Annotated in this window: 22 protein-coding genes, 2 pseudogenes and 1 other annotated feature; of the genes and pseudogenes, 11 read left to right on the plus strand and 13 right to left on the minus strand. The window is 70.7% G+C overall.

The window, feature by feature from the left end; translation table 11 throughout:
- Positions 1-138: 138 nt before the first annotated feature.
- The 3 genes from ACFQVD_RS08605 to ACFQVD_RS08615 all read left to right on the plus strand — a co-directional run bounded on the left by ACFQVD_RS08605 (position 139) and on the right by ACFQVD_RS08615 (position 2109).
- Positions 139-942, plus strand: coding sequence for a cytochrome P450 (locus ACFQVD_RS08605; protein WP_343971294.1), 804 nt, complete (start codon positions 139-141; stop codon positions 940-942).
- Positions 939-1730 carry an isocitrate lyase/PEP mutase family protein gene (locus ACFQVD_RS08610; protein ID WP_343971291.1) on the plus strand — a complete coding sequence of 264 codons (792 nt, stop codon included), beginning with the start codon at positions 939-941 and terminating at the stop codon, positions 1728-1730. The genes ACFQVD_RS08605 and ACFQVD_RS08610 overlap by 4 nt, the downstream gene beginning before the upstream one ends.
- Positions 1731-1881: 151 nt before the next feature.
- Positions 1882-2109: a hypothetical protein gene (locus ACFQVD_RS08615; RefSeq protein WP_343971288.1), complete on the plus strand. Its 228-nt coding sequence runs from the start codon at positions 1882-1884 to the stop codon at positions 2107-2109.
- Between the two features lie 109 nt (positions 2110-2218).
- Here ACFQVD_RS08615 and ACFQVD_RS08620 read toward each other — a convergent pair whose 3' ends face one another.
- Positions 2219-3091, minus strand: coding sequence for a dihydrodipicolinate synthase family protein (locus ACFQVD_RS08620; protein WP_343971285.1), 873 nt, complete (start codon positions 3089-3091; stop codon positions 2219-2221).
- Positions 3092-3162: 71 nt separating this feature from the next.
- Here ACFQVD_RS08620 and ACFQVD_RS08625 point away from each other — a divergent pair, with 71 nt between their 5' ends.
- The gene (locus ACFQVD_RS08625) at positions 3163-4062 is read left to right on the plus strand and encodes a LysR family transcriptional regulator (RefSeq protein ID WP_343971282.1); all 900 of its coding nucleotides are present in this window, start codon (positions 3163-3165) and stop codon (positions 4060-4062) included.
- A 463-nt stretch (positions 4063-4525) separates the two neighbouring features.
- On the opposite strand, the gene ACFQVD_RS08630 is transcribed toward ACFQVD_RS08625, so the two are convergent.
- From ACFQVD_RS08630 to ACFQVD_RS08640, 3 genes are read right to left on the minus strand one after another with little or no spacing between them, the layout of a single operon-like run.
- On the minus strand, positions 4526-5344 hold the full coding sequence (locus tag ACFQVD_RS08630; RefSeq protein ID WP_364152210.1) for an FAD binding domain-containing protein: 819 nt from the start codon (positions 5342-5344) through the stop codon (positions 4526-4528).
- Positions 5341-5808 (minus strand): (2Fe-2S)-binding protein, encoded by a 468-nt coding sequence (locus ACFQVD_RS08635; RefSeq protein ID WP_343971277.1) that lies wholly within the window; start codon positions 5806-5808, stop codon positions 5341-5343. The genes ACFQVD_RS08630 and ACFQVD_RS08635 overlap by 4 nt, the downstream gene beginning before the upstream one ends.
- Positions 5798-8113, minus strand: a complete 2316-nt coding sequence (locus ACFQVD_RS08640; RefSeq protein ID WP_343971385.1) for a xanthine dehydrogenase family protein molybdopterin-binding subunit — start codon at positions 8111-8113, stop codon at positions 5798-5800. Before ACFQVD_RS08640 ends, ACFQVD_RS08635 begins: the two co-directional genes overlap by 11 nt.
- 287 nt (positions 8114-8400) lie before the next feature.
- Here ACFQVD_RS08640 and ACFQVD_RS08645 point away from each other — a divergent pair, with 287 nt between their 5' ends.
- Both ACFQVD_RS08645 and ACFQVD_RS08650 read left to right on the plus strand, forming a co-directional pair.
- Positions 8401-8607, plus strand: a complete 207-nt coding sequence (locus ACFQVD_RS08645; protein WP_343971273.1) for a hypothetical protein — start codon at positions 8401-8403, stop codon at positions 8605-8607.
- Positions 8608-8676: 69 nt separating this feature from the next.
- A pseudogene (locus ACFQVD_RS08650) lies at positions 8677-8823 on the plus strand (beta-ketoacyl-ACP synthase); the annotation flags it as partial.
- A 12-nt stretch (positions 8824-8835) separates the two neighbouring features.
- Here the strand turns inward: ACFQVD_RS08650 and ACFQVD_RS08655 are convergent.
- The 3 genes and pseudogenes from ACFQVD_RS08655 to ACFQVD_RS08665 form a co-directional block, all read right to left on the minus strand.
- Positions 8836-9681 (minus strand): SGNH/GDSL hydrolase family protein, encoded by an 846-nt coding sequence (locus ACFQVD_RS08655; RefSeq protein WP_343971271.1) that lies wholly within the window; start codon positions 9679-9681, stop codon positions 8836-8838.
- Complete coding sequence (locus ACFQVD_RS08660; RefSeq protein ID WP_343971268.1) at positions 9678-10253, minus strand: PadR family transcriptional regulator; 576 nt, start codon at positions 10251-10253, stop codon at positions 9678-9680. Before ACFQVD_RS08660 ends, ACFQVD_RS08655 begins: the two co-directional genes overlap by 4 nt.
- Before the next feature lie 274 nt (positions 10254-10527).
- Positions 10528-11076: pseudogene (locus tag ACFQVD_RS08665) on the minus strand (class I SAM-dependent methyltransferase); the annotation flags it as partial.
- A 290-nt stretch (positions 11077-11366) separates the two neighbouring features.
- Here ACFQVD_RS08665 and ACFQVD_RS08670 point away from each other — a divergent pair.
- Together ACFQVD_RS08670 and ACFQVD_RS08675 are read left to right on the plus strand one after the other, a co-directional pair.
- Entirely contained in the window at positions 11367-11513 is a 147-nt protein-coding gene (locus ACFQVD_RS08670; RefSeq protein ID WP_343971265.1) for a hypothetical protein, read from the plus strand.
- 356 nt (positions 11514-11869) lie between these two features.
- Positions 11870-12496, plus strand: a complete 627-nt coding sequence (locus tag ACFQVD_RS08675; RefSeq protein WP_343971262.1) for a LysE family translocator — start codon at positions 11870-11872, stop codon at positions 12494-12496.
- A gap of 263 nt (positions 12497-12759) precedes the next feature.
- Positions 12760-12873: a sequence feature (AL1L pseudoknot), on the minus strand.
- Here ACFQVD_RS08675 and ACFQVD_RS08680 read toward each other — a convergent pair.
- From ACFQVD_RS08680 to ACFQVD_RS08705, 6 genes are all read right to left on the minus strand, one after another.
- Entirely contained in the window at positions 12831-13175 is a 345-nt protein-coding gene (locus ACFQVD_RS08680) for a transposase (protein WP_343971259.1), read from the minus strand. It overlaps the preceding feature by 43 nt.
- Positions 13176-13287: 112 nt before the next feature.
- Positions 13288-13788, minus strand: a complete 501-nt coding sequence (locus tag ACFQVD_RS08685; protein ID WP_343971254.1) for a hypothetical protein — start codon at positions 13786-13788, stop codon at positions 13288-13290.
- Positions 13789-13834: 46 nt separating this feature from the next.
- Positions 13835-14278 (minus strand): hypothetical protein, encoded by a 444-nt coding sequence (locus ACFQVD_RS08690; RefSeq protein ID WP_343971251.1) that lies wholly within the window; start codon positions 14276-14278, stop codon positions 13835-13837.
- Entirely contained in the window at positions 14275-16296 is a 2022-nt protein-coding gene (locus tag ACFQVD_RS08695; protein WP_343971248.1) for an RHS repeat domain-containing protein, read from the minus strand. The genes ACFQVD_RS08690 and ACFQVD_RS08695 overlap by 4 nt, the downstream gene beginning before the upstream one ends.
- Positions 16251-19364: a hypothetical protein gene (locus ACFQVD_RS08700; RefSeq protein ID WP_343971245.1), complete on the minus strand. Its 3114-nt coding sequence runs from the start codon at positions 19362-19364 to the stop codon at positions 16251-16253. The genes ACFQVD_RS08695 and ACFQVD_RS08700 overlap by 46 nt, the downstream gene beginning before the upstream one ends.
- Positions 19365-19407: 43 nt before the next feature.
- A complete protein-coding gene (locus ACFQVD_RS08705; RefSeq protein WP_343971242.1) occupies positions 19408-22911 on the minus strand; it encodes a LamG-like jellyroll fold domain-containing protein in 3504 nt (1167 codons plus the stop codon).
- 302 nt (positions 22912-23213) lie between these two features.
- On the opposite strand from ACFQVD_RS08705, the gene ACFQVD_RS08710 reads away from it, so the two are divergent.
- From ACFQVD_RS08710 to ACFQVD_RS08720, 3 genes are read left to right on the plus strand one after another with little or no spacing between them, the layout of a single operon-like run.
- Positions 23214-24440: a sensor histidine kinase gene (locus ACFQVD_RS08710; RefSeq protein WP_343971239.1), complete on the plus strand. Its 1227-nt coding sequence runs from the start codon at positions 23214-23216 to the stop codon at positions 24438-24440.
- Complete coding sequence (locus ACFQVD_RS08715) at positions 24437-24877, plus strand: response regulator (RefSeq protein ID WP_386270804.1); 441 nt, start codon at positions 24437-24439, stop codon at positions 24875-24877. The genes ACFQVD_RS08710 and ACFQVD_RS08715 overlap by 4 nt, the downstream gene beginning before the upstream one ends.
- 29 nt (positions 24878-24906) lie before the next feature.
- Positions 24907-25077 (plus strand): response regulator transcription factor, encoded by a 171-nt coding sequence (locus ACFQVD_RS08720; protein ID WP_386270806.1) that lies wholly within the window; start codon positions 24907-24909, stop codon positions 25075-25077.
- Positions 25078-25110 lie beyond the last annotated feature (33 nt).

Genomic DNA, 25110 nt, shown 5'->3' on the forward strand with positions numbered 1-25110 from the left:
GCGTACTTGTCGAGCAGGACGCGGGCACGGTCATAGCCGAGGTGGCCGCCCCGCAAGGAGCCGAAGTCCCGCAACCGCCGTCGGGCCACGTGAACGCTTCGGTGGGCGCCGAAGCGTCCGGCCTCTAGCCTGCCGGTCATGACATCTGACCCGCTGGTGGTGAGCGGCCACGCCCAGGTACGGGCCGTGCTGGCCGATCCCCGGTTCACCGTCGACCCCGTACCGCGGCCGCCGTTCGCGCTGAGCGTGGCATGGTTGCGCGGTGCGGTCGGCCGCTTCGCCGAGGGATCCACACACGCCGGGCGCCGGGCCGCCGGCGAGGCGGTGCTGGCCGGGCTGGACCCCGACGCGCTACGCGCCGAGGCGGTCCGGCTCGCCTCACAGGAGACCGGCCCGCCGCCCTGTCCCCCGGAACTGATCCCGGTGCTGGTGCTGGCCGTCGCGCTGGGAGTGCCGGTCCAGGACGGGCCGTCGGCGGTGGAGGCCGTCACGGCGCTCGCCCCGGCCTACCTGCCGGGACCCGAAGAGGTGGGCACCGAGGCCGCCGATGAAGGACTGGCGCGGCTGGCGCGACTCCTGGGCGACCCGGCTCCTGAGCGGCTGGCCGTGCTGGCGGGACTGCTCGCCCAGGCATGCGGCCCCACGGCCGGACTGGTCCGCGGCGCGCTGGCCAGGGCAGCGGCGTCCCGGCCGGTGGAGCAGACGGTGGAGCAGACGGTGGAGGAACTGCTCGACGAGACGTTGCGCCGCGATCCTCCGGTCCGGACGCTGCGGCGCAGGGCGCCCGGCGACGGGAGGGCCGTGGTGCTCGACATCGCGGCGGCCAACCGGGACCCGCGGGCCCTGTCGCACCTGACGTTCGGCGCGGGGCCACGGGCCTGCCCCGGCAGGCGGGTGGCGCTGGCGCTGGCGGCCGGAACGGTCGAGGCGGTGGCCCGATGACGTTCGAGCGGTTCAGGGCGCTGCACCACGCGGATGAGCCGTTGCTGCTGCCCTGCGCCTGGGACCACGCCTCCGCGGCGGCGCTGGCACGGGCGGGGTTCGCCGCGATCGGGACGACAAGCCTGGGAGTGGCCGCCGCCGCGGGCAAACCGGACGCCGGGCGGGCGACGCGGCAGGAGACGCTGGCACTGGCACGGACGATCACGGGGCTGGGGATCCCGGTGACCGTGGACATCGAGGCGGGGTTCGGCAGGACGCCCGGCCAGGTGGCCGACCTGGTGGCGCGACTGGCCGGGCTGGGGGTGGCGGGGATCAATCTCGAAGACGGGCGCGGCACCGGCCTGGCGGATGCCTCGGCGCAGGCGAAACTGATCGCCGCCGTCAAGCGACGGGTTCCCCGGGTGTTCCTCAACGCCCGGACCGACGCGTTCTGGCTGGGCCTGCCGGATGCGCGGGCCCTGGCGCTGGCCAGGGCCCGCGCCTACGCCGAGGCGGGCGCCGACGGGGTGTTCGTGCCGGGGGCGAGCACCGAGCACGACATCGAGGCGCTGGTGGCGGGAGCCGGGGTGCCGTTGAACGTGCTCGTCCGGCCCGGCGTGCCGGTGCGGCGGCTGGCCGATCTGGGCGTGGCCCGGATCAGCTACGGGTCACTGCTGTTCCGGGCGGCACTGCACGCGGCCGTCACCACGGCGCTGGGCGTGGCGGATGGCGAACCGGTCACCGCCGGCGTCCCGTCCTACGAGCAGGTCGAGGCACTGCACCGCTACCGGCCGGCATCCGGCCGGTAGCGGTGCAGGAACTCCGTTCCAGGGGGCGTGAGCCGGCGCCCGACGGCGTTGCCGCACCGCTCGCCGGCCACGCGCCCGGCAGTGCGGCAGACCGCCGGGCGCCGGGTAATCCCGTTGCCCGATCGAGGGCGGAGCGGGCAGCATGGCGGCCATGCGACGCCGTGAGTACACCGATCCCACGGCGCTACGCGCCATGCAGAGCCTGGCCCGCGCTGTCTGCACCGCGGTGATGCGCGCCTTCTCCGACGCCGGCGGCCGGCGCGCCATCGTCTACTCCCGCGGAGACGCCGGCTACCCCGTTCCCAAACGGCTCTACGAGTCCATGGGCTTCACCGCCTACACCCGCACCCACACCTACCTCGGACGACCGGCGTCCTGAGAGGCGACCTCGGATCCGGCCGAGCCCGTGCGGGTCCGTGTGGGTCCATGTGGGTCCGGGTGACCTCACGGCTCACGCACCACGTGCCCGGCGCGAATCCGCGCGGTCGTCAGCCCCGTGCGTCGGCGTCAATGTGCCGTAACGCCGCCCGCACGCTGCCGGGGCCGGCCGGCAGGAGCGGCAGCCGTACCGCGGCGGTCGGGATGCGCCCCTGTGCGTGCAGGACGGCCTTGATGACGGTGGGGTTGGGTTCGGCGAACATCGCGCTCGACATGGCGGCGAGGCGGTGACCGAGCGTTCTGGCCCGGAAGGTGGCGCCGGTGTGCCATGCGTCGACCAGTTCGACGAATCGTGCCGTGGCCAAGTGCGCCGAGGCCAGAATGCCGCCGTGCGCGCCCAAGGCCAGCAGAGGCGAGATGAAGGCGTCGTCGCCGCCCAGCACCGCGAAGCCGGCCGGCGGGTCCGCCAGCAGCTCGATGGCATCGGCGTCGATCCCGCCGACGGCGTACTTGATGCCGGCCACACCGGCGAGATCGGCCAGCCGCCGGACGGTGTCGGCGGACAGGTGCTGCCCGGTCCGGTAGGGGACGTGGTAGACGACGAGCGGGACGGGGCCGGCCAGGGCCAGAGCCGCGAAGTGCGCGATGATCCCCGCCTCGCCGGGCCGCAGGAACGGCGGCACCACACTGAGCGCGGCGACCACCTCTGAGCGCCCGCGCAATGCCTGCACCGCCTCCACCGTGCCGGCGCCGACCACAAGCGGCGCCGAACGCTCACGGCACACCCGGGCGATCACATCGACGACGCCACGCTGTTCCGCGGCGGTCAACGATGCCGGTTCCGCGGTGGTGCCCAGTGCCACGACACCCGACGCGCCGGCGTCCAGCACCTCGTGCGCCAGGGCTTCCAGTGCGGTGAGGGCCACGGCACCGGTGGCGTCGAACGGGGTGATCAGCGGTACGTACACACCGGTAAGCGTCATGGTCTCAGCATCCGGCAGGCCAATCAGTAAGGTCCAGTTCACATCCCTGAACGAAACCGTAAGCTGTGCTGATGCTCGATGTGCGCCGCCTACGCCTGCTGTGCGACCTTTCCCGCCTCGGCACGATCGCCGCCGTCGCGCAAGCGCACACCTACACACCCTCGGCGGTCTCCCAGCAGCTGTCCGCATTGGAACGAGAAGCGGGCGTGGCACTGCTGGAACGCACCGGCCGGCGTGTCACCTTCACCACGGCCGGCCGGATTCTCGTACAGCACGCCGAGGTGGTCCTCACCGCTCTGGAACAGACGACGGCCGCGCTGGCCGCGCTGGCCACCGGCCTGTCCGGCCCACTGCGCATCGGCGCCTTCCCCACCGCGGTCCGTACCCTCCTCCCGGCGGCGTTGGTCGCACTGGGGCGCCGGCACCCCGAGCTCGAGCTGACGGTGACCGAGCTGGACCCGGTCACGGTGCCGGACGCCCTGCGCGAGCGGCGGCTCGACGTCGGGCTGCTGCACGACTACGACGTCGTGCCGATCGAGCCGGATCCCGTTTTGGACACGGTTCCGCTGCTGGACGAAACGGTGTTCCTCGCGGTGCCCGGCACCGCACCCGCGGCCGAGGAGACCGGCCCGCTACGAGACGTGCGAGACGCCGCCTGGATCATGGCCAGCCCCGGCACCCTCTGCCACACCGTTACGCTGCACGTCTGCCGCAGCGCGGGCTTCACACCCCGGGCGCGTCACCACGCCGACGACTTCGCCGCCGTGCTCGCACTGGTCGCGGCCGAGCAAGGCGTCTCGCTGGTACCGCAGCTGGCCGCCGCGCAGCCCCCGGCCGGTGTCCGCCTCATCCCGCTGTCCATCCGCAGACGGACCCACATCGCCTACCGGCAAGGCGCCGCCACCCACCCGGCCATAGCCGCGTTCGTATCCGCGATCCGCGCCTCCACCGGCGCCTTCCTCGGCCGCTGAACACACCGGGTCCGTCCTGGCTGTCAGCCGACCTGATCTCAAAGAGAAGCCGGCCATCCGGGACGAGGAACATCCGTGCGCCGGAGAGCCTGGGCAGCCGTTCGCGCCGACGCGGTCGCTGGGGCCGGTCACGCCGACCTGCCGCACGCTGGAACTCGACCTCAGCCATTGACGTGCGCTCTCAGCCGCCGGGCCGAGCCCCGACCCCAAAGGCTGTCTCGTAACGTCGTCCCTGCCGCGTCTTGCCGGTCCGGTTTCGCCGCCACCGCCTTCATCGCGGCCCACTCGCTTCCCCGGTGCAAGACAATCGACTCCCAAGGCCGTCTCCGCACTCACCTCATCGCACCCGACAAGATCAAGAATTCGGTGGGTGATGGTTCTTTCACGGTCCGGGCGTTGGTGCACCCGCACCTGGCGCAGGGCAGGTTCGATGAGGTGACGGACCGGCTCGGCCACCACGCACTCACAGCGCCGCCAGGGCGCGGCCGACCAGGACTTCGGCGAGGTGGACGCGGTAGGACGCGCTCGCGGCCGCGTTGTCCGGCGGTTCGCAGCCCCGCGCCGCGAGTCGCGCCGCCTCAGCGGAGGGCGTGCCCGCCGCCAGCGCCTCCTCCACCGCTGTCGCCCGCACCGGCGTCGGCCCCATGCCGATCAGCGCGACCGCCACGCCGCCGGGCCGCGCCTGGGCGGCGACCCCGACCACGGCCCAGTCCAGGGCGCGGCGGCTGAACTTCTCGAACGCGTACGACCGGCCCGTGGCGGCCGGCAGCCGGATCTCGGTGAGCATCTCGCCCGCGGCCAGCGCGCTCCGGCAGCGGCCGGTGAAGAACTCCCGCGCCGGGATCTCCCGCTCCCCCGCCGGGCCGCGGGCCACCAGCACGCCGTCCAGGGCGAGCACCGCGGCGGCCAGGTCGGCGGCCGGGTCCGCGTTCGCCAGCGAGCCGCCGATCGTGCCCCTGTTGCGCACCTGCTGATCACCGATCCGGGCCGCGGCGGCGGCCAGCAGCGGCACGTGCTCAGCCACCAGCGGGTCGCGTTCCAGCGTCCGATGGCGGGTGAGCGCGCCGACCGCGATCCGGTCGCCGTCCGCCCTGACGTACGCCAGTTCGCCGAGCCTGCCGATGTCGATCAGGACGCCCGGCTCGGCCCGCCGCAGCTTCATCGCCGGTAGCAGCGAGTGGCCGCCCGCCAGCAGCCTGGCGGCGCCACCGTGCCGGGAGAGCTCGTCGAGCGCCTCCTGGACGGAGCCCGCGCGCACGTAGGAGAAGGCCGCCGGGATCATCGCGCGCCTCCGTTCGCTGCCGCCCACTGGACCGACTCGACGATCATCTGGTAGCCGGTGCACCGGCACATGTTGCCCTTCAGCCCGTTGCGGATCTCCTGCTCCGAAGGGTCGGGCCGCTCGGTGAGCAGCGCGGTGGCGGCCATGACCATGCCGGGCGTGCAGAACCCGCACTGCAGGCCGTGACACTGCCGGAAGCCCTCCTGTACGGGCGACAGCCCGTCCTGCCCGGCCAGGCCCTCGATCGTGGTGACCGCGCAGCCGTCGGCCTGCGCGGTCAGGACGGTACAGGACTTCACCGCCATGCCGTCGAGCAGGACCGTGCAGGCGCCGCAGCTGGAGGTGTCGCAGCCGACGTGCGTGCCGGTCAGCGAAAGCACGTCGCGCAGGAAGTGGACGAGCAGCAGCCGCGGCTCGACCTCCCGGGTGTGCGGCTGCCCGTTGACAGTGATCTCAACTCGCATCGTGCATGACCTTCCAGACTCGTTCCGGCGTGCAGGGCATCTCCACGTCGCGCACGCCGAGGTGGGCGAGCGCGTCCACCACGGCGTTCACCACGGCCTGCGGCGCGGCCGTCGCGCCCGCCTCGCCGAGCCCCTTGGCGCCGAGCGGGTTGAAGCTGGACTTCGTCTCGATGTGGTGGGTCTCGTACGGGGGCAGGTCGAGCGCCCCCGGCACCATGTAGTCCTCCAGGGAGGCGGCGAGCGGTCGGCCGTCGGCGTCGAAGGCGACCTTCTCGTACAGCGCCTGCGCGATGCCCTGAGCCACCCCGCCGTGGATCTGCCCGCGTGCCGTCATCGGGTTGATGACGGTGCCGCAGTCGTCCACGCAGACATAGCGCAGGATCCGCACCTGCCCGGTGTCCCGGTCGATCTCCACCACGCAGCCGTGCGCGCCGCTGGGGTAGCTGAGGTTCTTCGGCTCGAAGTACGAGGTGTTCTCCAGGCCGAGCGCGGCGCCCTCGGGCAGCAGGTGTGGCTTGAAGGCGCGTTCGGCCACCTCGGCCAGGGACACCGTCGCGTCGGGCATGCCCTTGACCTGGTAGCCGTCTCCGGTGCGCACCAGGTCGTCCGCGTCGACCTCCAGCATGTGCGCCGCGATGCGCCTGGCCTGGTCGGCCACCTCCACCGCGGCCTGTCGCACGGCGTTGCCCGCGACCGGCATCCCGCGGCTGCCCATGGTGCCGGTGCCCTCCTGTACGACCGCGGTGTCGCCGTACAGCACGCTGATGGCCTCGAAGGGCACGCCCAGCTGGTCGGCGGCGATCTGGGACAGCGCGGTCTGGTGACCCTGCCCGTGCGGAGCGGTGCCGACCAGGACGATCACCGAGCCGTCCGGCTGCATCCGGACGTTGGCCGACTCCCAGCCGCCGAGGTAGCCGAACTGCTCGAACAGCGGGGTGGGCCCGAAGCCGCCCATCTCCACGAACGTCGACAGCCCGACGCCGAGCAGGGGCGCGCGGGTGTCCGCGAGCCGCCGCGCCTGCTCCTCGCGCAGCCCGGCGTAGTCCAGCTCATCCAGCAGCAGGTCGAGCGCGGCCGGGTAGTCGGCCTCGTCGTACACGATCCCCTCGAACGGGGTCTGGTACGGCATCTCGCCCGGCTGGATCAGGTTCGCCTTCCTGACATCGGCGGGGTCCCTGCCGAGCTCACGGGCGACGAGGTCGATGACACGCTCGATCAGGAAGCTCGCCTCGGGCCGTCCCGCTCCCCGGTAGGAGGCGGTAGGCGTGGTATTCGTAACGACGCTCCGATAGCGGGCCGCGATCTTCGGTATCCGGTAGCAGCCGCCGAGCATGTACGAGGTGAGCGTGGCAAGCCCGATGCCCACCGGGTCCGGCACGCCGCCGATGTTGACGGTGAGCGTCACGTCCAGGGCCAGGATCCGGCCCTCGCCGTCGAAGCCCACCTCGATGTCCTGCTGCTGGTCGCGGCCGTGGTAGGTGTGCACCATGTGCTCGCTGCGGGTCTCGACGAACTTGACCGGCCGGCAGAGCCTGCGCGACAGCTCGGGGACGAGGAACAGCTCGGGCATGAACGAGGACTTCACCCCGAAGGCGCCGCCGACGTCGGGCGCGACCACGCGGACCAGGTGTCTGGCGAGCCCGAACCGCTCGGCGATCTCCGCCCGTACCCGGTGCGGCGCCTGCACCGTGGCCCACACGGTGGGCCCGGCCCCGGTCCAGTCCGCGAGTACCCCGTACGGTTCCATCGGCGCGCCGGCGCAGCGCTGGTTGACCAGGCGGGCGCGCAGGCGGTGCGAGGCGGCGGCCAGGCCGGCCGCCACGTCGTCCGCCACCTCGTCCGATGTCACCTGCTGTTCCAGGGCCAGGTTGCCGGGCAGCGGCGCGTAGATGGGCACGGCGTCCGGCGCGAGCGCGTCCGTCACCGTGGCCATCACCGCCAGCGGCTCGTACTCCACCCGCACGGCGCGCGCCGCGTCCGCGGCGGTGTACCGGTCGGCCGCGACCACCACGGCCACCGGCTCGCCGACGTAGTGGACCTTCTCGCCGGCCAGGTAGCCGCGTTCCAGTCCGGGGACCGAGGGTCTGGGCGGAAGTCCGGCGAAGTCCCGCGCGGTCCACACGCCGAGCACGCCGGGCAGTGCCCGGGCGGCCTCCGCGTCGATGCCGGTGATGAGCGCGTGGGCCTCGGTGCTGTGCACGTAGACCATGTGGAGCAGTCCGGGACGATGGATGTCGTCCACGAACGTGCCGCGTCCGGTCAGCAGCGCGGCGTCCTCCTTGCGCGGTAGTGCCGAGCCGACCATCGTCACAGGCCACCTCCATTGGTGCCAGGCGCGCGTCGTTAGACGTATAGCGACTTATCTTGTCCGGTGCGCGGCTGCCACGGCAAGACCCCGGCGTGATCTCAAGCGGTCGATCTGATAACGGGTGGACACCGGCACCTCGGCGCCGCCCAGGTGGGTGGCGGCGCTGTGGCGCAGCTGGTGCAGGTCGAGTCCGGCGTACTTGTCGAGTCGGCACCCTCGGCCGCCGCGGAGGGTGCCGAACGGCACGGGCTCGGCGGGCGGTGCTGGCCGCGCCCGCGGCGGGTATGGCCGCGGCCACCTGGCTGCTGCGCTTCTTCACGCCGGCCTCGCCGCTGGAAGGGCTGGGCGTGTGCGCGTTCCGGGGGGCGGGTGCGGTCCTCGCCCCGGGTACCGTGAAAAACCATATCGCGGCCATCCCGCGCAAGACCGGCAGCAGAAACCGCGTCGCCATTGCGGCCTGGGCATGGGCGACCGGCAGAGCCGAGCCCTGATCGCGGACCAGGCCTGCACGCGGACGCCCGCACCGATCGAGCCGATGCCGACGTCATAGCGCCGATCCGTCAGGCGCCGGCCAGGTCCGGGCGATCCTCAAGGCCGTCTCGGCCGCGGGACTCCAGCCTGCGGACATTGACCGTGTCAACTGCCACGTGACGTCCACCGTCGTGGGCGACGTAGGCGAAGCAGTCGCCATCCGGCGGGCGCTCGGAAACGATGAAGCCTCAGCGCACGATCCGACACGGATGCTCCTCGCCCCCCGGACCGGCCGAGGGCCCCGGCGCGCCGGGGCTCGTGGCCGGCCCGGCCTGCGGCGTGAGCTCCGGACGCTTGGCCGTGCGGCCGTCGCCCGAGGAGCGGCCGCGGAGGCGGCGGCCGATCCACGGGCCCGCGAACGTGGCGAACCAGCGCAGTTCGGCCGCCGCCACCCGCCACGCCGCCGCCGGGGGCAAGGGCGGGAAGGGCAGCATCCACGTGTCGTCGCTGCCGGGCAGGCCGAGGGAGTGGGCCATGGCGGCGGCGATGCGGGCGTGGCCCGCCGGGCTCGCGTGCAGCCGGTCCGTGCCCCACATGCGCGCGTCGGTGACGAACTCCATCGCGAACGTGTCCACCACCGTGACCCCGTGGCGGGCCGCGGCGGCGCGGATGCGGGCGTTGAGGTCGAGCACCTTGGGCCGGAGCGGCCGAGCCATCGGGGCGATCTTCCCAATATCCGGAAAGGTCACGGTAACCACGTGTGCGCCCGATTCGGTCAGGGCGGCGTACATCTCTTCCAGCACCTCCGCCACAGCGGCGGGCTCGCAGCCGGGGCGGATGAGGTCGTTCATGCCCGCCATGACGGTGGCCAGGTCGGGGCGCAGCGTCAGCGCGGGGGCCAGTTGCTCCGAGCGGATCTGGCCCGCGAGCCGGCCACGAACCGCGAGGTTGGCGTACAGGAGGTCGGGGTTGGCGCGGGCCAGGTGCTCGGCGAGGCGGTCGGCCCAGCCGCGGTGGCCGTTGACGTCGTCGCCGTCGCCGAGGCCCTCGGTCTGGCTGTCGCCGAGCGCGACGTAACGCGTGTAGACGGTCATGAGGTCTCCCTTGCGGCGCGGGCCATGCGCTCGCCGAGCGTCCGCGCCGTCTCCAGGCACCAGGCACGGGTCTCGCGCTCCAGCCTGCATCCCGCCAGGCAGGACAGGTAGGGGCCGACGTGCTCGCCCTGACGCAGGAATGTCTCCTCGTCCAGCTCGCCGCGCAGGCGCAGCAGGAGCTGCTCGAAGACCTCCAGCTTGGCGGCGGCCTCCCGGGCCCGGTCGTGCAGCTGCTCGATCACCGGTGCGGGGTCGAGCAGGTCGACGGCGTGCACCTTGACGGCCAGGTCGTCGCGGATGAGCAGGGGCTTGGCCGGGGTGGCGGCGAAGGCGGCCAGCTCGCCGAGCCCGGCCTCGGTCACCTTGAACACGCGCTTGTTGGGGCGACCCCGCTGGACCACCTCCCGGCCCGTGATCAGGCCGCCGTTCTCCAGCTTGGTCAGCTCGGCGTAGAGCTGCTGCGGGGCGGCGTACCAGAAGTTGGAGACGCCGATGTCGAAGATCTTGGTGAGCTGGTATCCGCTGTATTCGCCGTCGAGCAGCGCCGCCAGCACCGCATGTCTGAGGGCCATCGGCTCAATACTCACGGATATGGGTAGTCATGGATATGACTATAAATCGATGGGCACCTCGGCGCCAGAGGGCTGCCACACAGCGCAGGGCCGGGCCCGCGCCCAGCAGGACGACCATGACAGCGGTGCCCGGCGGAGTCAGGCCCGGGACCCGGGCGGCCGGCCGGCGGCCGAGGCCCGGTCGCCACCGGCGGGTCGGGGAATCCCATGAGCAGGGATGTCCCTTCCCGATACTCCGCAGATCTCCACCCGTTCTGCTGGGTGCACGAAAGGCTTACCGTTTTTCGGCCGATATGATCATGTGGGTGCCGAAGAACCTCTTCCGCCACGCTATGGAGCTGAAGCCGACTCGGCGGAGAATCGCGGAGACCTCCTGCGGAGTCATGAAGCCGAGCGTGGATTCCTGCAGGTACGCGTACGACTGCCGATCGCGTGCGACCAGCCGGCCGAGAAGGGGAATCACGATCCGGATTCCCAGTTCCACCGGATAACGGAGCAGCCCGCGCGGCGGGCAGGTCTCCAGGATGACGACCCGGCCTCCGGGTTTGAGCACGCGGTACTGCTCTTCGAGCACGCGCTCGACACTCTCCACGTTCCGCAGGAGATAGCCGTGCGTGACGGCGTCGAAGGAGTCGTCGCCGAAAGGCAGTTCGTTGGCGTCCGCATACTGCCATGTGATGGCGGAGGCCCCCGGTTTCCTCGCCGCCTCCGCCGGCATTCGCTCCGAGAAATCGACGGCGTGGACGGTCGAGTCCGGATATCTCTCCAGTGCGGCAAGCGCGATCACACCGGTTCCGGTGGCGATGTCGAGCATGCTCCCGCCTGAGCAGCGGGCCTGTGAGAGACCCCGTACCGGTTCGCGTGAGGTTCAGCGCCCGGCGCTGTCGCCGGCAAGGACCAGGTGGGCGGCCCCCGCCTGCTGCTCGTCCGGCTTCCGGCGCCTGTAGTAGCAGACGGTGGCGATGGCCAGGACGGCGCCCTAGATCTGCCAGAAGCATTCCGGCAGCCAGGCTCCCCAATCGGCCCAGGAAAATCGGTCGGCGATCTTCGACCTGATGTAGGTGATCCCGGCCACTGCTGCTCCTGCGGTTCAGCGTCAGCGCCGTCACCGCGATGATCACCGAGAAGACGGCGATCCACCAGCCGAAGCTCGGGGTCGTCCAGGCCAGGATCGACAGTTGCCCGTCGGGGTCGGGGTCCTCGGCGCCCCAGGGGAAGCCGGGCATCCCCAGCGCCCATCCGGCGCCGAGCACACCGTAGAGCAGCGCCCACAGCGCGGCCGCGTAGCCGTACCGGCCAGAAGCAAAGGATTTCATGCGTCAAGCCTCCCGGTCGGCCGGCCGGTGGACCAGATGCCGTTCGGCACCCCCTGCGGCCGGCGGAGGTGCCCTTCGGCACTCGCCGGTCGATCACCGGATGCGCCTGTGGTCAGGGGATCCTGATGCGGGTTGTCGCCTTCGTGTCGATGGTCGTGGCCATCGACACCGACTGGTTGCCGCCAAGGGCCGTCTCATCACGGGCGTTGTCGCTGTACTCGGTATCGCCCTGCCTAACGGGTACGGGTGATGCTGCCGGCCCTGCGGGAAAGCCTTTGACGACCTCTTTACGATGAGACCATGCCTGATCTTGCGACACTCGCCCTCTTCTGCGCTGCCACACTCGCCATCCTGCTGGTGCCGGGACCCGCTGTGGTGTTCATCGTCAGCCGCAGCGTCGCGCAAGGCCGGGCAGCCGGGCTGATCTCCGCGCTCGGCGTGCACGCGGGCTCGCTGGTGCACGTGGCCGCCGCCACGCTCGGCATCAGCGCGCTGCTGGCGGCTTCCGCGACGGCGTTCACCGTGGTCAAGTACGCCGGCATCGCCTATCTCGTCTGGCTCGGGGTCCGCAAACTCGTACGCCGGGAGGGCGGCGAGGAGATCGCGGAGATGCCGCGGCAGACGGGGCGGCGCATGTTCTGGGAAGGGTTCGTGGTCAACGTGCTCAACCCGAAGACGGCCATCTTCTTCCTGGCGTTCCTGCCGGGCTTCACCAACCCGGAGGCCGGGCCGGTCGCCACGCAGATGCTGGTGTTCGGGCTGGTCTGGGTGGTGTTGGGCATGGCCAGCGACGGCACGTACGCGATGCTCAGCTCAGCGCTGGCCGATCGCGTCCGGCGATCGGCGCGGGCCCGACGCCGGATGGACGTCGGCAGCGGGGTCGTCTACCTGGGACTGGCGGCCTGGCTCGCGGGCGAAAAGGCCTGACGGTTTGCGTAGCAGATCATAGGCGGGTCCAGCTGGCCGGATGGCAGGTATCGGCGGCGCGTCGACGCCTGGATGCGAGTAGTACCGCGCGGCCCGGAGGGACGCGGGTGAGACGCCCTTGCCCGCGCCGGCCTCCGGCATTCAACAAGAATCTTTGCGAGGAATCCCGGTCCTTCAGGGCCGGGAGGAATCGCATCCTTGGTCCCGGTGGCGCGCAGCGCTCGCGCAGACGGCGACCGGGTGCGGGCTGCGTAGTACGTCGAGGGCGCGGCCTGCAGAACCTGGCAGATCGGCTCGACACCCCACTGGGCGCGGTGAGCGTCGATGAAGGCGTTCATCTGGGCGGTCGAGGGTCGAGTTCCCTCGCGAAAAAAGCCGACGCCGCCTTGAGGATCTCGTTGGCGCGGCGCAGCTCACGGACCTCATGCTCCAGCTCGGCGATCCGCTTGGCCTCATCGGTGCTGGTCCCGGGCCGCTGACCGCCGTCGATCTCGGCCTGCCTGACCCAGTTGCGCAGCGATTCCGACCCGATGCCCAACTGCCGGGCAACGCGGGTGATGACACCGAACGACTCCCCGGACTGCTCGGTGGACTCCCGCACCATCCGAACCGCCCGTTCTTTCGACTCCGGCGGATACCGACGCTGGGCGGGGTGCGACGAACCAGATCGACCTGACATGGGCTTCATCCTTTCCAACCGATGAAGTGATGTACTCCAGCAATCCCGGCGCGGTTCAGAGTCGGCTGATCTGTTCCCGACAAGGCGGCTCTCCTTGCTGCCCGCTCGGCCGCTATCGCGTCGTACGGATCCGGACCCAGCCGCGCCCATAACGCATGATCTCTCCGGCGGCCTCCCGTTCTCGTTCCTCCTCGATGAGCCACACGGGCTTGATCCTCTCCGGGGGGCCGACCCCGCGCCGCCAGATCACGATGATTCCCGGCACGAGTCCCGAGACGAACAGCCCGAGCGCCAGCGGCAGAAGACGATCGTTCCCGCTGCCGTCGATCTGGACGACGATGGCGCTGAGCCCCCACAGCCCGGTCGCGGCCGCGCCGGGAAGCTGGACGAAGAGCGCGGTCCCGTCAGCGGCCTGACCCGATCCGCCGAGGTAGGCGTCGACGAGCCTGCGGCGGCGCCTGGCGAAGAAGGAATCCAGGGAGGTACGGGTCGGCCATCTCTTCACGATGAACGCCTGACCCGCGAACTGCGCGAGAGACAGGCCGACCAGCAGGACGATGACGACCAGGAAGCCGATCCCCTCGGCGTCAGGGAGTAGCGCGGCTCGACTCATCGCGTCTCCATGACCCCCACGTTACGGAGCGGCGCCGGCATGTCGATCACCACCACTTCCTGAGTGCAGCGCCCGCAAGGTATCCACCGAGTGTGGCTCCCGCATACTGACCGACGGCCGAGCCTCCGACCGCGCCGACCGGGCCTCCGAACTCGAATCCGACTCCTTCTCCGATCGAGCCGCCGATATACCCGCCGAGAACCGCCCCACCTCCGCGAATGGAACCACGCGCGATCCTTTCCCAGGTGGACAGGCCATGGTCACCTGAGTCGTCGACCCATTGGCTACGGAAACCGTCGGCGAAGGTCAGAGCTCCGCCGACCTTGCCGAGGAAGCGTCCGGCCTTGGCGGCCCGCCCGCCCCACTTCTCGGCGCTCTCGGCCTTCCGGCCGGCCTTGGCGAGCTTTCTGTCGTTCCCTCTCGTGGGTGGCCTCTTCGAGTACTTGTTGAGCTTTTGCAGGTACTTGACGTGCCCGTTGTCGACGATCACGATCCCGAGCCTTTTGAATATCGACTGCCATATGGCGACGTAGCCAGAGGCTCCGGTGAGGCCGTGGTTGCCCGCCGGATTGAGGCCCAGCCCCAGTTGCTGGAGGATGACGGGGAGCTTGGTCTCGTGCTTGGGCTTCGGCCGGTACTTGACCGGCGGCGGGAGCATGCACAAGGTCGGGAACACATCGCACAACGTCCGTGACCCGGTGCTGTCTCCGGAGCGCACCGGCTTTCCGTGGCGGGGATAGACCGTGTATCCGTGACCGTTTTTGTTGGGGCGGCGGTCCCCGCCGTCGCCATTGAAGCAGTCGACCCCATCCGGAGTCCTGTAGCACATGGTGCCATCGGCGTCCGCGTTGGTGACGGGGTTGTTGTCGGCGTACGCATAGCCGTTCCAGCCTGCGGGTCCGAGGTGTCGAAGAGGGGGTCTACGGAGATGAAACGGCCGGTTTCCGGGTCGTATTCGCGGGCGCCGAGGTGGGTCAGGGCGGTGGACTCGTCGATGACGCCGCCGACGAAGCCCTTCTGGCCGGGCCAGGAGGCCGACGCGGCGCCGCGCTGCTGCCCGAACGGGGTGAACCGGCGGCGGGTGGCCGTCTGGGGGGCGGTGTCGTCGACGGCCATGGTGACGGTGCCCTGGTGGTCGTCACCGAGCCAGGTCACGCCGTTGCCGGTGCGGGCGGCGACGATCTGGTCGGCGAAACTGTAGTAGCGGGTGGCGGTCTTGGCGCCGGTCTTGGCGTCGAGCCGGAGCTCCATGCCTGCCACATAGAGGGTGGTGGAGGTGGGGTCGCGGCGGATGAGCCGGTCGCCGTCGGCGTCATAGAGGTAGGTGCTGACGCCGGAGGGGTCGGTCGATCTGGCCAGGTGGCCCTCGACGTCCCATTCCAGGAGGCGGCCGGGGCCGCGCCGGGTGGTGTTGCCGGCCTGGTCGTAGGCGTAGGCGTGGACCTGGCCGTCACGCGCGCCTCCGGTGTAGGCGACGGAGGTCAGCGTGTGCGGTTGCGGCTTGCCGGGGCCGGCGTAGGCGTAGGTCTTGGTGATGTCGCCGGTCGCCTGGTGGTCGATCTCCTTGGTGCGGTTGCCGGTGTTGTCGTAGGCGAAGGACTGCCAGTACGGCGCGGGTCCGCCGACGATGTTCTGGGAAGGAGCGGTGGCGCAGTCGCCGGTGGTCGTCGTCCAGGCGTCGGTCAGGCGCCGCAGGTAGTCCTGGCGGAAGCACTGCACGTCGGGCGTCTGGCCGGAGGGCGTATCGGCGATCTTGGTGATGTTGCCCGAAGGATCGTAGGCGTAGTTGGTGTCGGCGACGGAGATCGGTGCCGTTTCCCGCTCGAACACCGAGCGGGTGAGCCGGTTGGTGCCCTCCTCGTAGAAGTTGGTCTGTTTGACCCGCTTCAGGCCGGTGCTCATCGTCAGGTCGAGGACCTGTCCGAGCTTGGAGTAGGTCGTCGAGGTGACGTAGTTGGTCAGGCCCCGCATCGTGATCGGGTTGCCGAGCTCGTCGTAGTCGTACAGCAGGGTCTCGCCGAGCAGGCCGCCGGCGGCGGGCAGGACCGTGCGGTGCACGGTGCCGTCGGGGTTGTAGTCGGTGGTGGTCCTGTACGTCCCGGCCAGCGAGCCTTCGGCGGCCGGGACGACGAGCTGGGCGCCGGTCGGCCGGTAGGCGTTGTCGAAACCGGTCACGGTCGTGGCGTAGGCGTCCATCGCGCCGGTGGCGGTGTTCTTGACGTAGCGGGTGGAGCCGGTCGGCTGCCCCTTGACGTTGGTGCCGTCCGCGAGTTTGTCGTACGTCCACTCGGCGAGCTTGGTGCCCGAGGCGGAGGTGCCGGCGTACTCGGCGGTCTTGCGGTCCAGGGCGTCGTAGCTGACGAACAGGCTGAAGCCGCGCGCGTCGGTGACGGTGGTGAGCAGGTCGGTCCTGTCGTCGTAGGCGAGCTTCGAGGTGCCCTTGTCGGGATCGTCGGTCTGGATCAGGCGGCCGCGCAGGTCGTAGTGGTAGGTCCAGGTGGTGCCCACGGTGTCGGTGACGGTGGCCGGCCATAGGCGTCGAAGGTGGCGGAGGAGATGGTGACGTACTGCGGGCCGCTGTTCCAGGAGCCGATCTTCTCGGTCCTGGTGACGTCGCCCGTGGACGGCGCCGCGCCGAACGCCTTGCCGTCGTAGTACTCGCGCACGTCGGAGAGCACGTCGGCGGGCCGGTCGGGGGTGGCGGTGCACGCCTTGGCGACCGTCTCCACCCGGATGGTGTAGGAGAGCATCCACCGGGTGGCGTCGCGGGCGTAGGTCGTGCGGACACACTGGTCGTCGTCGGCGGTGGCCTCGTCGCCGAGGTCGTTGACCTGGGTGGGCAGGCCGTCGGCGTTGTAGTCGGTGTCGGTCATGGTGTACCGCCAGCCGCCGGAGGTCAGCGCGGTGCGGTTGCGTTCCTTGTCGGGGCGGACCATGTGTGCCGTGGTGGTCGCCCAGGAGCGGACTCGCTTGGCGGTCTGCCTGGTCCAGTAGGTGCTGATCACGCCGGCCAGGGCGGCTCCGGAGGGGCCGTCGTAGCGGATCTCCTCGCGGACGCGGCCCTGCAGCGGATCGGCGTCGTCCACGGCCGTACCCGTAGAGTCGGTGACCTTGACGTCGCGGGTGCCGCCGCCGGACAGCTCGTCACCGTCCATACCGCGGAAGTAGGTGAACTCGGCCTTGGAGCGTTGCTCCCCCGGGGCGCCGCGCAGCACCCGGACCCTGCCGTAGCCGCGCCACTGCGACCAGGTCTTGTACTTCTCCTTGGTCAGCCCGTCATCGTCGTCATGGTGCCAGGCGCCGCCACCGAGGTAGTCGTAGGTCTCCAGCACGTCGGGGGCGCCGCCGGTGCGGTCGATCTGCTGGACCTGGGTGACGACGTACTTGTGGAACCAGTCGAGCTTGGGCGAGGTGGCGCCCTCCGGCGCCCAGTACTGCGGGTAGCAGCGGCGGGTGTTGGAGTCCAGGCCGGGGGTGCTGCCGGCGGTGCAGTCCTCGCCGGAGTAGGTGATGGACAGGGCGCCGCCGGTCTCGTTGTCGATCGCCGAGACGCGCCACTTGGTCAGCGGCGGCCGTCCTTCCAGGGCGTCGACGCGGTTGGGCCGCTGCACGCCGGCGAACCTCACCGGCGGCAGCGACGCCGTGCCGCCGACCTTGCCGGTGTGCCGGATCCCGGCCAGCCACAGCGCCGCCGCCGTGCCGTCGCCGGGGGCGCGCAGCTGCTGGTCCAGCGTCCAGGTGTCGACGTCCTTGTACGTGCCGCCGGACAGCACCTGCGTGGTGACGGCGGCCAGCCGCTTGCGGGTCCAGAAGGTGGGCGAGTAGCGGTCGAGGCATTTGTCGCCGGAGTCGCAGTTCTGGTCATAGGGGACGTCCGGCCAGTACTTGGCGTTGGCCTTGGTGAACTTGTCGGCCGCGCAGTCGAAGGACGAGGTCGGGACGCAGCGCTCCTTGGCGTCGAAGACCACGCGGGCCGGGGCCGAGGAGGAGAAGACGGCGTTGGAACGCTGGCCGTAGTCGATGCGCTTGAGGTAGCCGCCGCGGTCGTAGGAGGTGGGGGCGCCGTTGGGGACACCGTCGGTCAGGAGGGTGACGTCGCGGCGGTAGTAGTTGCTCTCCTTGCCGTACCAGAAGGTGCTGACGGTGCCGTGCGGGTCGACGACGTAGTCGAGGTTCCACCGCCACGCCTGCCGGCACCAGGAGTCGGAGAAGGAGTTCTGGTGGCAGGGCTCGCCGTCGTCGTCACCGAACACCGGGACCGTCCAGGCCGAGTCCGTCTCCGCCTTGCCGCCGGCCCAGCCCGGTAGGCGGTTGCGGCCGAAGTGGTACTGCGTGCCGTCGGCGGTGGTGACGCGCCAGTACTCGCCGTCGTTGTCGCCGTTGTCGGCCCCCGTGAGCCTCTCGACCTTGGAGCCGTCGTCGTTCTTCGGCTGCCAGGTGCCGGTGGCGTCGTCCAGGATCAGCTCGGTGGCCTGGCCGTTGATGGACAGGGTGGCGTTGTGGTTGCCCCAGCACTGGTCGTTGCGTTTGGGCGTCACACCGTCGTCGGAGCAGGCCTTGTATCTGCGCTCGACGAATCCAGGCCAGTAGTCGAAGCCCTCACCGATCCAGGACGCCTGATTGTTGGTCGCGACCGTCCGGCCGTCGATGCTCCCGGAGGAGTAGACGAACCCGACGTTGGGGGCCGGGCCGCCGGGGGGCGGCGGCAGGCGCAGCGGATAGGACCAGGAGAAGGCGCCGCTCTGGGCGCTCGCGCTCCAGGTCGCCGAGGGCGACAGCGACGTCGCCTCGTACGAGCCTGCCGCGCCGGACGGGGCCGCCTCGGCCGCCAGCGTCATCGTGGTCGCGGTGGTGAACCCGACGTCGGCGGACAGGCGGCCGGTCGTGACGTTGTTGCGGGTGGGCAGCGGTTCTCGGGTCTGGCATTGGGGCAGGTCGGGGGTGGTGGCCGCGCACGCGGGCAACTGGACCAGGCGCAGGCGCGAGGCCCAGTCGCCGCCGTAGGCGTACCGGAAACCCGAATAGTCGACCTCGACCGTCATGCGGGCCGTACCGGCGGGCGGGGTCTGCGGGGTGAGCTGGATGCCGAGCCCGGTGATGCGGGACCTGTCGGCGGTGCGCGCGTCCAGCGCTCGCACCTGGACAGCGGGAGGAGTCGGTACCGCAGCGATGCGCGCCGAGTCCTTGTCCTTGGCGGCGGGGGTGGCGGGCGCCAGCCAGACCGGCAAGTCTCCTGCCCGTGTTCCGGCGGCGTCGCCCCCGGGGGTGGCGGACGGCGCGGCCTGTCCGGTGGCGGCCGGCGGTGTGCCCGCCGCCGGGAGACCCACCATCGCCGTACTCGGCCGGGGCCAGGTCACGGCGGGTGCGTCCTTGAGGTCGAAGGCAACTCCCGGGTCCGTCAAGGGCCCTCGTGCCTTGACGGCGTGACCGGGAACCGGATGCTGTTCCTGGGCCTTGTGCCACGCCGGGGGGTCGTCGGCCGCCTGGGCGGCGGAGTTCGGGCCGATGAGAGTGGCGGGCAGCACGACGGCCAGGACTCCGGCGATTCGGGTCCAGCCTCGACGTGAACCGAGCACGGCTTTCCTCCGAGGGGGTAGGGGGCGTCGGTGACCCGGAGGTCTAGCCGTCGATGGGGAGGTTCACCGCGATGTTGATGACCTGACGGTCGGTCAGGGTGCCGGTATAGGCGCGGACGTCGTCGATGTCACCGCTGAAATAGTCCACAGCGGCGCTTTTGTATTTGGCGCGGCCGATCTGCAGTGCGCCTGCCGCCCATCCACCGGTCACGGAACGCTGGTCGTTGAGCTGGCCGTTGACATAAAGACGGATCTGCTTGGCCTGCTCGTCATACACGCCTGCCAGGTGCGTCCAGGTGTTGAACGCCGAGCAGTCGATGGGCTCGGCCGAGATGGCGTGCGTCAAGGTCCCGTCGGCGGCGTTAGGACTCGTCGAGAACGACCAGTGCGGCACCGCGGCACCGTTCTCGGCGATGAGCCGGTAGCCGAGGTAGAAGGAGCTGTAGGTGGCTCCGTCCTGGGCCAGGACGGTCATCGCGCGGCCGGGCAGCACGCAGGTGTCGTCGCCCGACAGACGCACCCACGCCGTCACCGCGTAGCTGTGGTCGGTGCGGAGCGGCGCCGACGGGGTGACCGCGTAGCCGGTGGCACCGTTGAGGCTGAGCACCCCGCCGCCGTCGAAGCCGTCACCGGACCAGGTGGCGGCTCCGCCGAGAGCCGCGGGCCAGCGGCTGTCGGTGGAGTTGACCGCCGTGGAGCCCGTGCCCTCTTCGAACTTCCACCAGCCGCGCTGGATGGGCGGCTGCTTGGCCATGGCGGCGATCTCGTTGCCCAGCGCGGGATCGTTGACCGTGCGCGGATAGTCCGACAACTCCCGCTTCCAGATCCTCACCTCGTCGATGTCACCGGCGAAGTTCTCGATATAGGTGCCGCGCGACTGCACCCGGCCGAGTTGCAGCGGACCGGTCGCGTCCCAGGGCTTGTACGGGAAGGCGCCCGTCGTGGCCTGCAGGATGCCGTCGACGTACAGGCGAAGCTGCCGCTCCGGGGCATCCCACACGCCCGTCAGGTGGGTCCAGATGCCGGTCACCGGTTCGGCGTCGCCGATCGCCCGCACGATGGTCTTGTCGTCGACATCGGCGTCGAACTTGCTGAAGATCCACCGCCTGTAGCCGGAGGAGTAGTAGAGCTGGAATCCCGAGCCTCGGACGGCGTTCTGGCTGACCACGGTGGAGTTCTTGGTCTTGTCGTTCAGCAGCACCCAGGCCGAGACGCTCATGCTGCGGTCGGTGTGCACCACCGGGCCGTCGGTGCTGGCGTAGCCGGTGGTGCCGTTCAGGCGCAGCGCGCCGGCGACCCGGCCGCCGACCCAGGTGGCGCCGCCGGCCAGCGTCGCGGGGTGTGTCGTCGCCCCGGAGTCGGCCGCCGCGGTGCCCGCCGTCTCGTCCAGCCGCCAGTGCCCCTCGGGTCCGAACCCGGCGTTGACGTAGAAGCTGTAGACGGCCGGGGTCTTGCCGACATTGCCCGCCCGGTCCACCGGGTAGACGTACAGGGCGTTCAGCCAGTCGTGGCGGGGCGCGAGCCGCACGTTGACGGAGCTCTGCCCTGCCGGGATCGCGATCTGGGTGGCGGCGGTGGCCAGCGCCGGGTCGTCGAGCGCCCAGCGAAAGGCCGCCACGTCGCTCTCGCCGTCGCCGGGGGCCAGCGTGAAGCCGCCGGCCCAGCCCACGCTGCCCTGCCAGGCGTCGGGGGTGTCCGGCAGGTAGTCCAGGGAGCTGACCTTCGGCAGGGGGGTCGGATCGACGGTGTCCACGGTGAACTCACACCACTTGCTCCAGGCGCTGGAGTCGGTGCCGTCGTAGGCCTTGACCTTGTAGGCGTAACTGTGGCCGGTGACCAGTCCGGCCAGCTTGACCGAATGGTCGGTGGCCGAGGTGGTGTACTTGTAGGCGGTCTTGCCGCCACCGGGCATGGTCGAGGTGACGTCGTCCCACACCCCGGTGACGGTGTTGTAGTGGTGCAGGACGAACTCGGCCCGTACGCCGTCGTTGGCCTTGTCCGGGTCGTAGATCTTGGCCTTGAGCTGGAGCGGGTTGGCAGTGTCACCGGCGTTGACCGCCGGGCGGGCGGCGCCGGTGACGCAGGGCGTGGCCGGGTAGGTGCCGATCCCCGAGGGGGCCGCCGGCGGGGTGTTGTAGTCGATGACGAGCTTCGGCGCGCTGCTGAAGCCCTTCCACCCCCACACGCCGCTGCTGGTGTCGTTGGAGTCCCTCAGCCCGAACGTCGTGTTCGACCAGCCGCTCTTGGCGGCCTTGACGATCGCACGGGTGACGTTGAACTCGATGCCCTTGTCCGGGCAGGAGGAGCTGTAACCGGCGTCGGAGGCGACGCTGTCCTGATGGTCGCTCCAGGACGGCTGATGGTTCCAGTTGGTGGAGGTGGAGATGCCGCCGGTGAGCCAGAGCTGCACGGCCTGCGGGCTGGAGGTGCAGCCCCAGGACTTGACCTGGGTGATGCGGAAGGTGGCCTTGAGGATGTGCTTGCCGTTGACGTTGTCGGAGTCCATCCGGAAGAACGACCGCTTGAGGCCGCTACCGTAGTTGCCGGCTTCCGGCATGTGGCTGGAGTTCCAGTACTCCTGGTTCGGGTACGCCCTGTCGACGTACGTCCAGGCCAGCTTCGAGCCCGACCACTGCGGGTCGATGTAGACCGGGTACGTCGTGCCGGCGGAGGTCAGCAGGTTCTTGTCCGGAATGATCGCGATGCGGTCCCGGGCCACGTCCACGCCCATCACGGCCTGCCTGCCCTCGCGGGACGGCCCGGCCTCCAGCGCGGCGGGAGCCGCCATCGCGCCTGAGGAGTCCCACATCCGCGGCGCCGGCGCGTGGAACAGCTCCGTTCCAGACTCGGTGACGGCGCTCAGGCCGCCGGCGGCAGTCTCGCGCACCGACAACCCGTTCGCGCGCATGCCGAAGGTGAGCTTGCCCAGCGCCGGGTTGGCGGCGGCCTCCCGGCTCTTGACCACGAGCACCTCGGAGAAGCCGAGTACCGAAGCGGTCACCTTCAAATCCACGCCCGGCAGCACCTCGCCGTAGGTCGCGGTGTCCCCTTCGAGCACCGGCTTGGGCAGGCTTACCGGCCACGTCATCGCGACCGAACGCCCGCCCTCGCCGATGGCGGCCAGCGGAGCGGTCCCGCCACCGGAGAAGGTCAGCTCCAGCGGGGTCGCCACGGTGCGCACGCTTCCGTCCGGGGCGAAGACCAGGGTCGAATCGACGGCGGCCCAGCCGTCGCCGCGCCGTACGCGCTCGGGCAGCGCCGCGGTCTCCGAGGTGAACGAGCCATCGGGGTTGGCGAACACCTGGCGGGTCTCCGTGCGTAGCGGCAGCACCTCGACGCGCTGCTTGCTGCCGCGCGCCTGCTGCAGGGCCTCGTGCTCACTGCGCGCGGGAGGATCTCCCGTCGCCGCCTGCGCCGAGGGTCCACCGGACGGGACGGCGACGGCGGCCAAACAGCAGGCCGGCAGCGACACGACCAGTGCGACTGCCAGCGACACGACCGCGGCGCGGACACGGCTGAGGATGCTGCGGGAGGTGCGGCGGCGCATCGAGCCTCCAGGAATGCGGCTAGGTGTGCTTGCGCGGGCTACTCATCGGTTCCACCGCAGCGCAGGACCGACCACGTCCCGTACTTATGTGCCGGCGACTTGAACCGGCACCATTTATAGAAAAAAGCGGTCATCACGGCGTCAAACTCCCGGATAAAGATTGCTGCGCCATCCGCGGTACGACCGCGCCGGAGAGGTAAACCTCCGCTGTAGCAGGCTCCCCGCCCTACCGCCGCGGTTGCAGCGGCGGACCGGCCGCTCAGGCGATGAGGGACACCTCCCCCGGCGGTTAGCATGCGCGGATGCGCGCGAAGATGCTGTCGTCGCTCCGGCGGATTGCCGCGATGAACCCCTTCGCCGCCGACCTGATCCTCGGCGTGATGGTCGCCGGCGTCTCCGTTCTGTTCGGCCTCCTGCTGTCAGAGGACGCGACGGCGCCCGGTCACGCGCAGCGCCCCTGGGACGCCGCAGGCATGGGGCTGACGCTGGTGGCCAACCTCGTCCTGGCCTGGCGGCGGCGTGCCCCGCTCACCGTGCTCGCCATCGCCTGCGTCACCGGGATCGTCTTCCACCTACTCGGCTACGACGTCCGGCTGAATGAGGCGGCGCAACTGCTGGCCCTCTACACCGTCGCCAGCCGGCGGCTCCCGGCCGTTTCCGTTCCCTGCGCGCTCGCCGTGGCGGCCGCCTGGTGGCACGCGGCGTTCCTCGGACCGGACGACTTCGCCTGGCCGAACGTCGTCCAGGTCAGCCTGTTCGTGGCCGTCGTGTGGCTGTTCGGCAACCGGACCTGGGTGCTGCGCGAGCGCAACAAACAACTCGCCCGGCTCACCGAGCAACTACGGCGCGACCAGGAGGACAAGGCGCGGCGCGCCGTCACCGAGGAGCGCGTGCGCATCGCCCGCGAACTGCACGACGTGGTCGCCCACCACATGTCGGTCATCGTGATCCAGGCCGGACTCGCCCGCTACGTCTTCGGCTCCGACCCGGCCACCGCACGCGGGGCGCTCGCCACCATCGCCGACACCGGCAGCGAGGTCATGGCAGAGATGCGGCGGCTCCTGGCGGTCCTGCGGATCGACACCGACGACACCGACGACACCGACGACGGCGATGGCAGCTATGATCCGGCACCCGGCCTGGACCGGCTCCACCACCTCGTGGAGCGGGTACGCTCCGCCGGCGTCCCGGTGGAGACGTCGATCACCGGTGCCGTACGCCCCCTGCCGCCCGGAATCGACCTGTGCGCTTACCGGATCCTTCAGGAATGCCTGACCAATGTGCTCAAACACGCCGGCCCCGCAACGGCGCAAGTCTCACTTCACTATGGCGCCGACCTGGAGCTGCGCGTCAGCGACGACGGACGCGCAGCCCCGCCCGACCCTCAGGGAGACGGCCACGGCTTGATCGGCATGAGGGAACGCGTCAAGCTCTACAAGGGAACAGCCAAGGCCGGTTCGCAGCCGTCAGGAGGATTCGAGGTCGTGGTCACCCTGCCCCTCACCCCACCCGGCGAACCGAACCGATGATCAACGTACTCGTCGTCGACGACCAGGTCCTCATCCGTGCCGGCCTGGCCGCGCTGATCCGCGCCGCCCCCGGCCTCGACGTCGTGGGCGAGGCCGCGAGCGGCCAGGAAGCCATCGCCCAGGCGGTCGCCAAGCGGCCCGATGTGATCCTCATGGACGTCAGGATGCCTGGCATGAACGGCGTCACGGCAACCGAACGCATCCTGTCCGCCCACCGTGACCAGCCGCCCCGCGTGGTCATCCTGACCACTTTCGACCTCGACGAGTACGTCTACGACGCGCTACGCGCGGGCGCTTCGGGATTCCTGCTGAAGGACACCCCGCCCGAACGGCTCATCGCCGCCATCCACACCATCGCCTCCGGCGACAGGTCCAGGCCTACACCCATCGGCCGGACCCCACCGGCCGCAGGACCGCATCAGCGCTGGATGTCCTGACCGCCCGCGAGGCCGAAGTCCTCAAGCTGGTGGGCCACGCCCTGCCCAACCTCGAGATCGCCACCCGCCTGAATGTCAGCGAGGCCACCGTCAAAACCCATCTCAACCGGGCCATGGCCAAACTCAACCTCGGCAGCCGGGCCCAGGCGGTGGCGCTGGCCTACGAGAGCGGCCTCGTCACTCCCGGCGGGGAGAACTGAGCGGTTGAGCCGGCCTGGAGCGCGATACCGGTG

It is taken from the genome of Streptosporangium amethystogenes subsp. fukuiense (assembly GCF_042665875.1).
In the GTDB taxonomy this organism is placed as follows: Bacteria; Actinomycetota; Actinomycetes; order Streptosporangiales; family Streptosporangiaceae; genus Streptosporangium; species Streptosporangium fukuiense.

Excerpts from the sequence above, each read along its gene's own strand:
- ACFQVD_RS08605 (WP_343971294.1), top strand. The coding sequence starts at position 139 with ATGACATCTGACCCGCTGGTGGTGAGCGGCCACGCCCAGGTACGGGCC.
- ACFQVD_RS08610 (WP_343971291.1), top strand. The coding sequence starts at position 939 with ATGACGTTCGAGCGGTTCAGGGCGCTGCACCACGCGGATGAGCCGTTG.
- ACFQVD_RS08615 (WP_343971288.1), top strand. The coding sequence starts at position 1,882 with ATGCGACGCCGTGAGTACACCGATCCCACGGCGCTACGCGCCATGCAG.
- ACFQVD_RS08620 (WP_343971285.1), bottom strand. The coding sequence starts at position 3,091 with ATGACGCTTACCGGTGTGTACGTACCGCTGATCACCCCGTTCGACGCC.
- ACFQVD_RS08625 (WP_343971282.1), top strand. The coding sequence starts at position 3,163 with ATGCTCGATGTGCGCCGCCTACGCCTGCTGTGCGACCTTTCCCGCCTC.
- ACFQVD_RS08630 (WP_364152210.1), bottom strand. The coding sequence starts at position 5,344 with ATGATCCCGGCGGCCTTCTCCTACGTGCGCGCGGGCTCCGTCCAGGAG.
- ACFQVD_RS08635 (WP_343971277.1), bottom strand. The coding sequence starts at position 5,808 with ATGCGAGTTGAGATCACTGTCAACGGGCAGCCGCACACCCGGGAGGTC.
- ACFQVD_RS08640 (WP_343971385.1), bottom strand. The coding sequence starts at position 8,113 with ATGGTCGGCTCGGCACTACCGCGCAAGGAGGACGCCGCGCTGCTGACC.
- ACFQVD_RS08645 (WP_343971273.1), top strand. The coding sequence starts at position 8,401 with ATGGCCGCGGCCACCTGGCTGCTGCGCTTCTTCACGCCGGCCTCGCCG.
- ACFQVD_RS08655 (WP_343971271.1), bottom strand. The coding sequence starts at position 9,681 with ATGACCGTCTACACGCGTTACGTCGCGCTCGGCGACAGCCAGACCGAG.
- ACFQVD_RS08660 (WP_343971268.1), bottom strand. The coding sequence starts at position 10,253 with ATGGCCCTCAGACATGCGGTGCTGGCGGCGCTGCTCGACGGCGAATAC.
- ACFQVD_RS08670 (WP_343971265.1), top strand. The coding sequence starts at position 11,367 with ATGATCACCGAGAAGACGGCGATCCACCAGCCGAAGCTCGGGGTCGTC.
- ACFQVD_RS08675 (WP_343971262.1), top strand. The coding sequence starts at position 11,870 with ATGCCTGATCTTGCGACACTCGCCCTCTTCTGCGCTGCCACACTCGCC.
- ACFQVD_RS08680 (WP_343971259.1), bottom strand. The coding sequence starts at position 13,175 with ATGTCAGGTCGATCTGGTTCGTCGCACCCCGCCCAGCGTCGGTATCCG.
- ACFQVD_RS08685 (WP_343971254.1), bottom strand. The coding sequence starts at position 13,788 with ATGAGTCGAGCCGCGCTACTCCCTGACGCCGAGGGGATCGGCTTCCTG.
- ACFQVD_RS08705 (WP_343971242.1), bottom strand. The coding sequence starts at position 22,911 with ATGCGCCGCCGCACCTCCCGCAGCATCCTCAGCCGTGTCCGCGCCGCG.
- ACFQVD_RS08710 (WP_343971239.1), top strand. The coding sequence starts at position 23,214 with ATGCGCGCGAAGATGCTGTCGTCGCTCCGGCGGATTGCCGCGATGAAC.
- ACFQVD_RS08715 (WP_386270804.1), top strand. The coding sequence starts at position 24,437 with ATGATCAACGTACTCGTCGTCGACGACCAGGTCCTCATCCGTGCCGGC.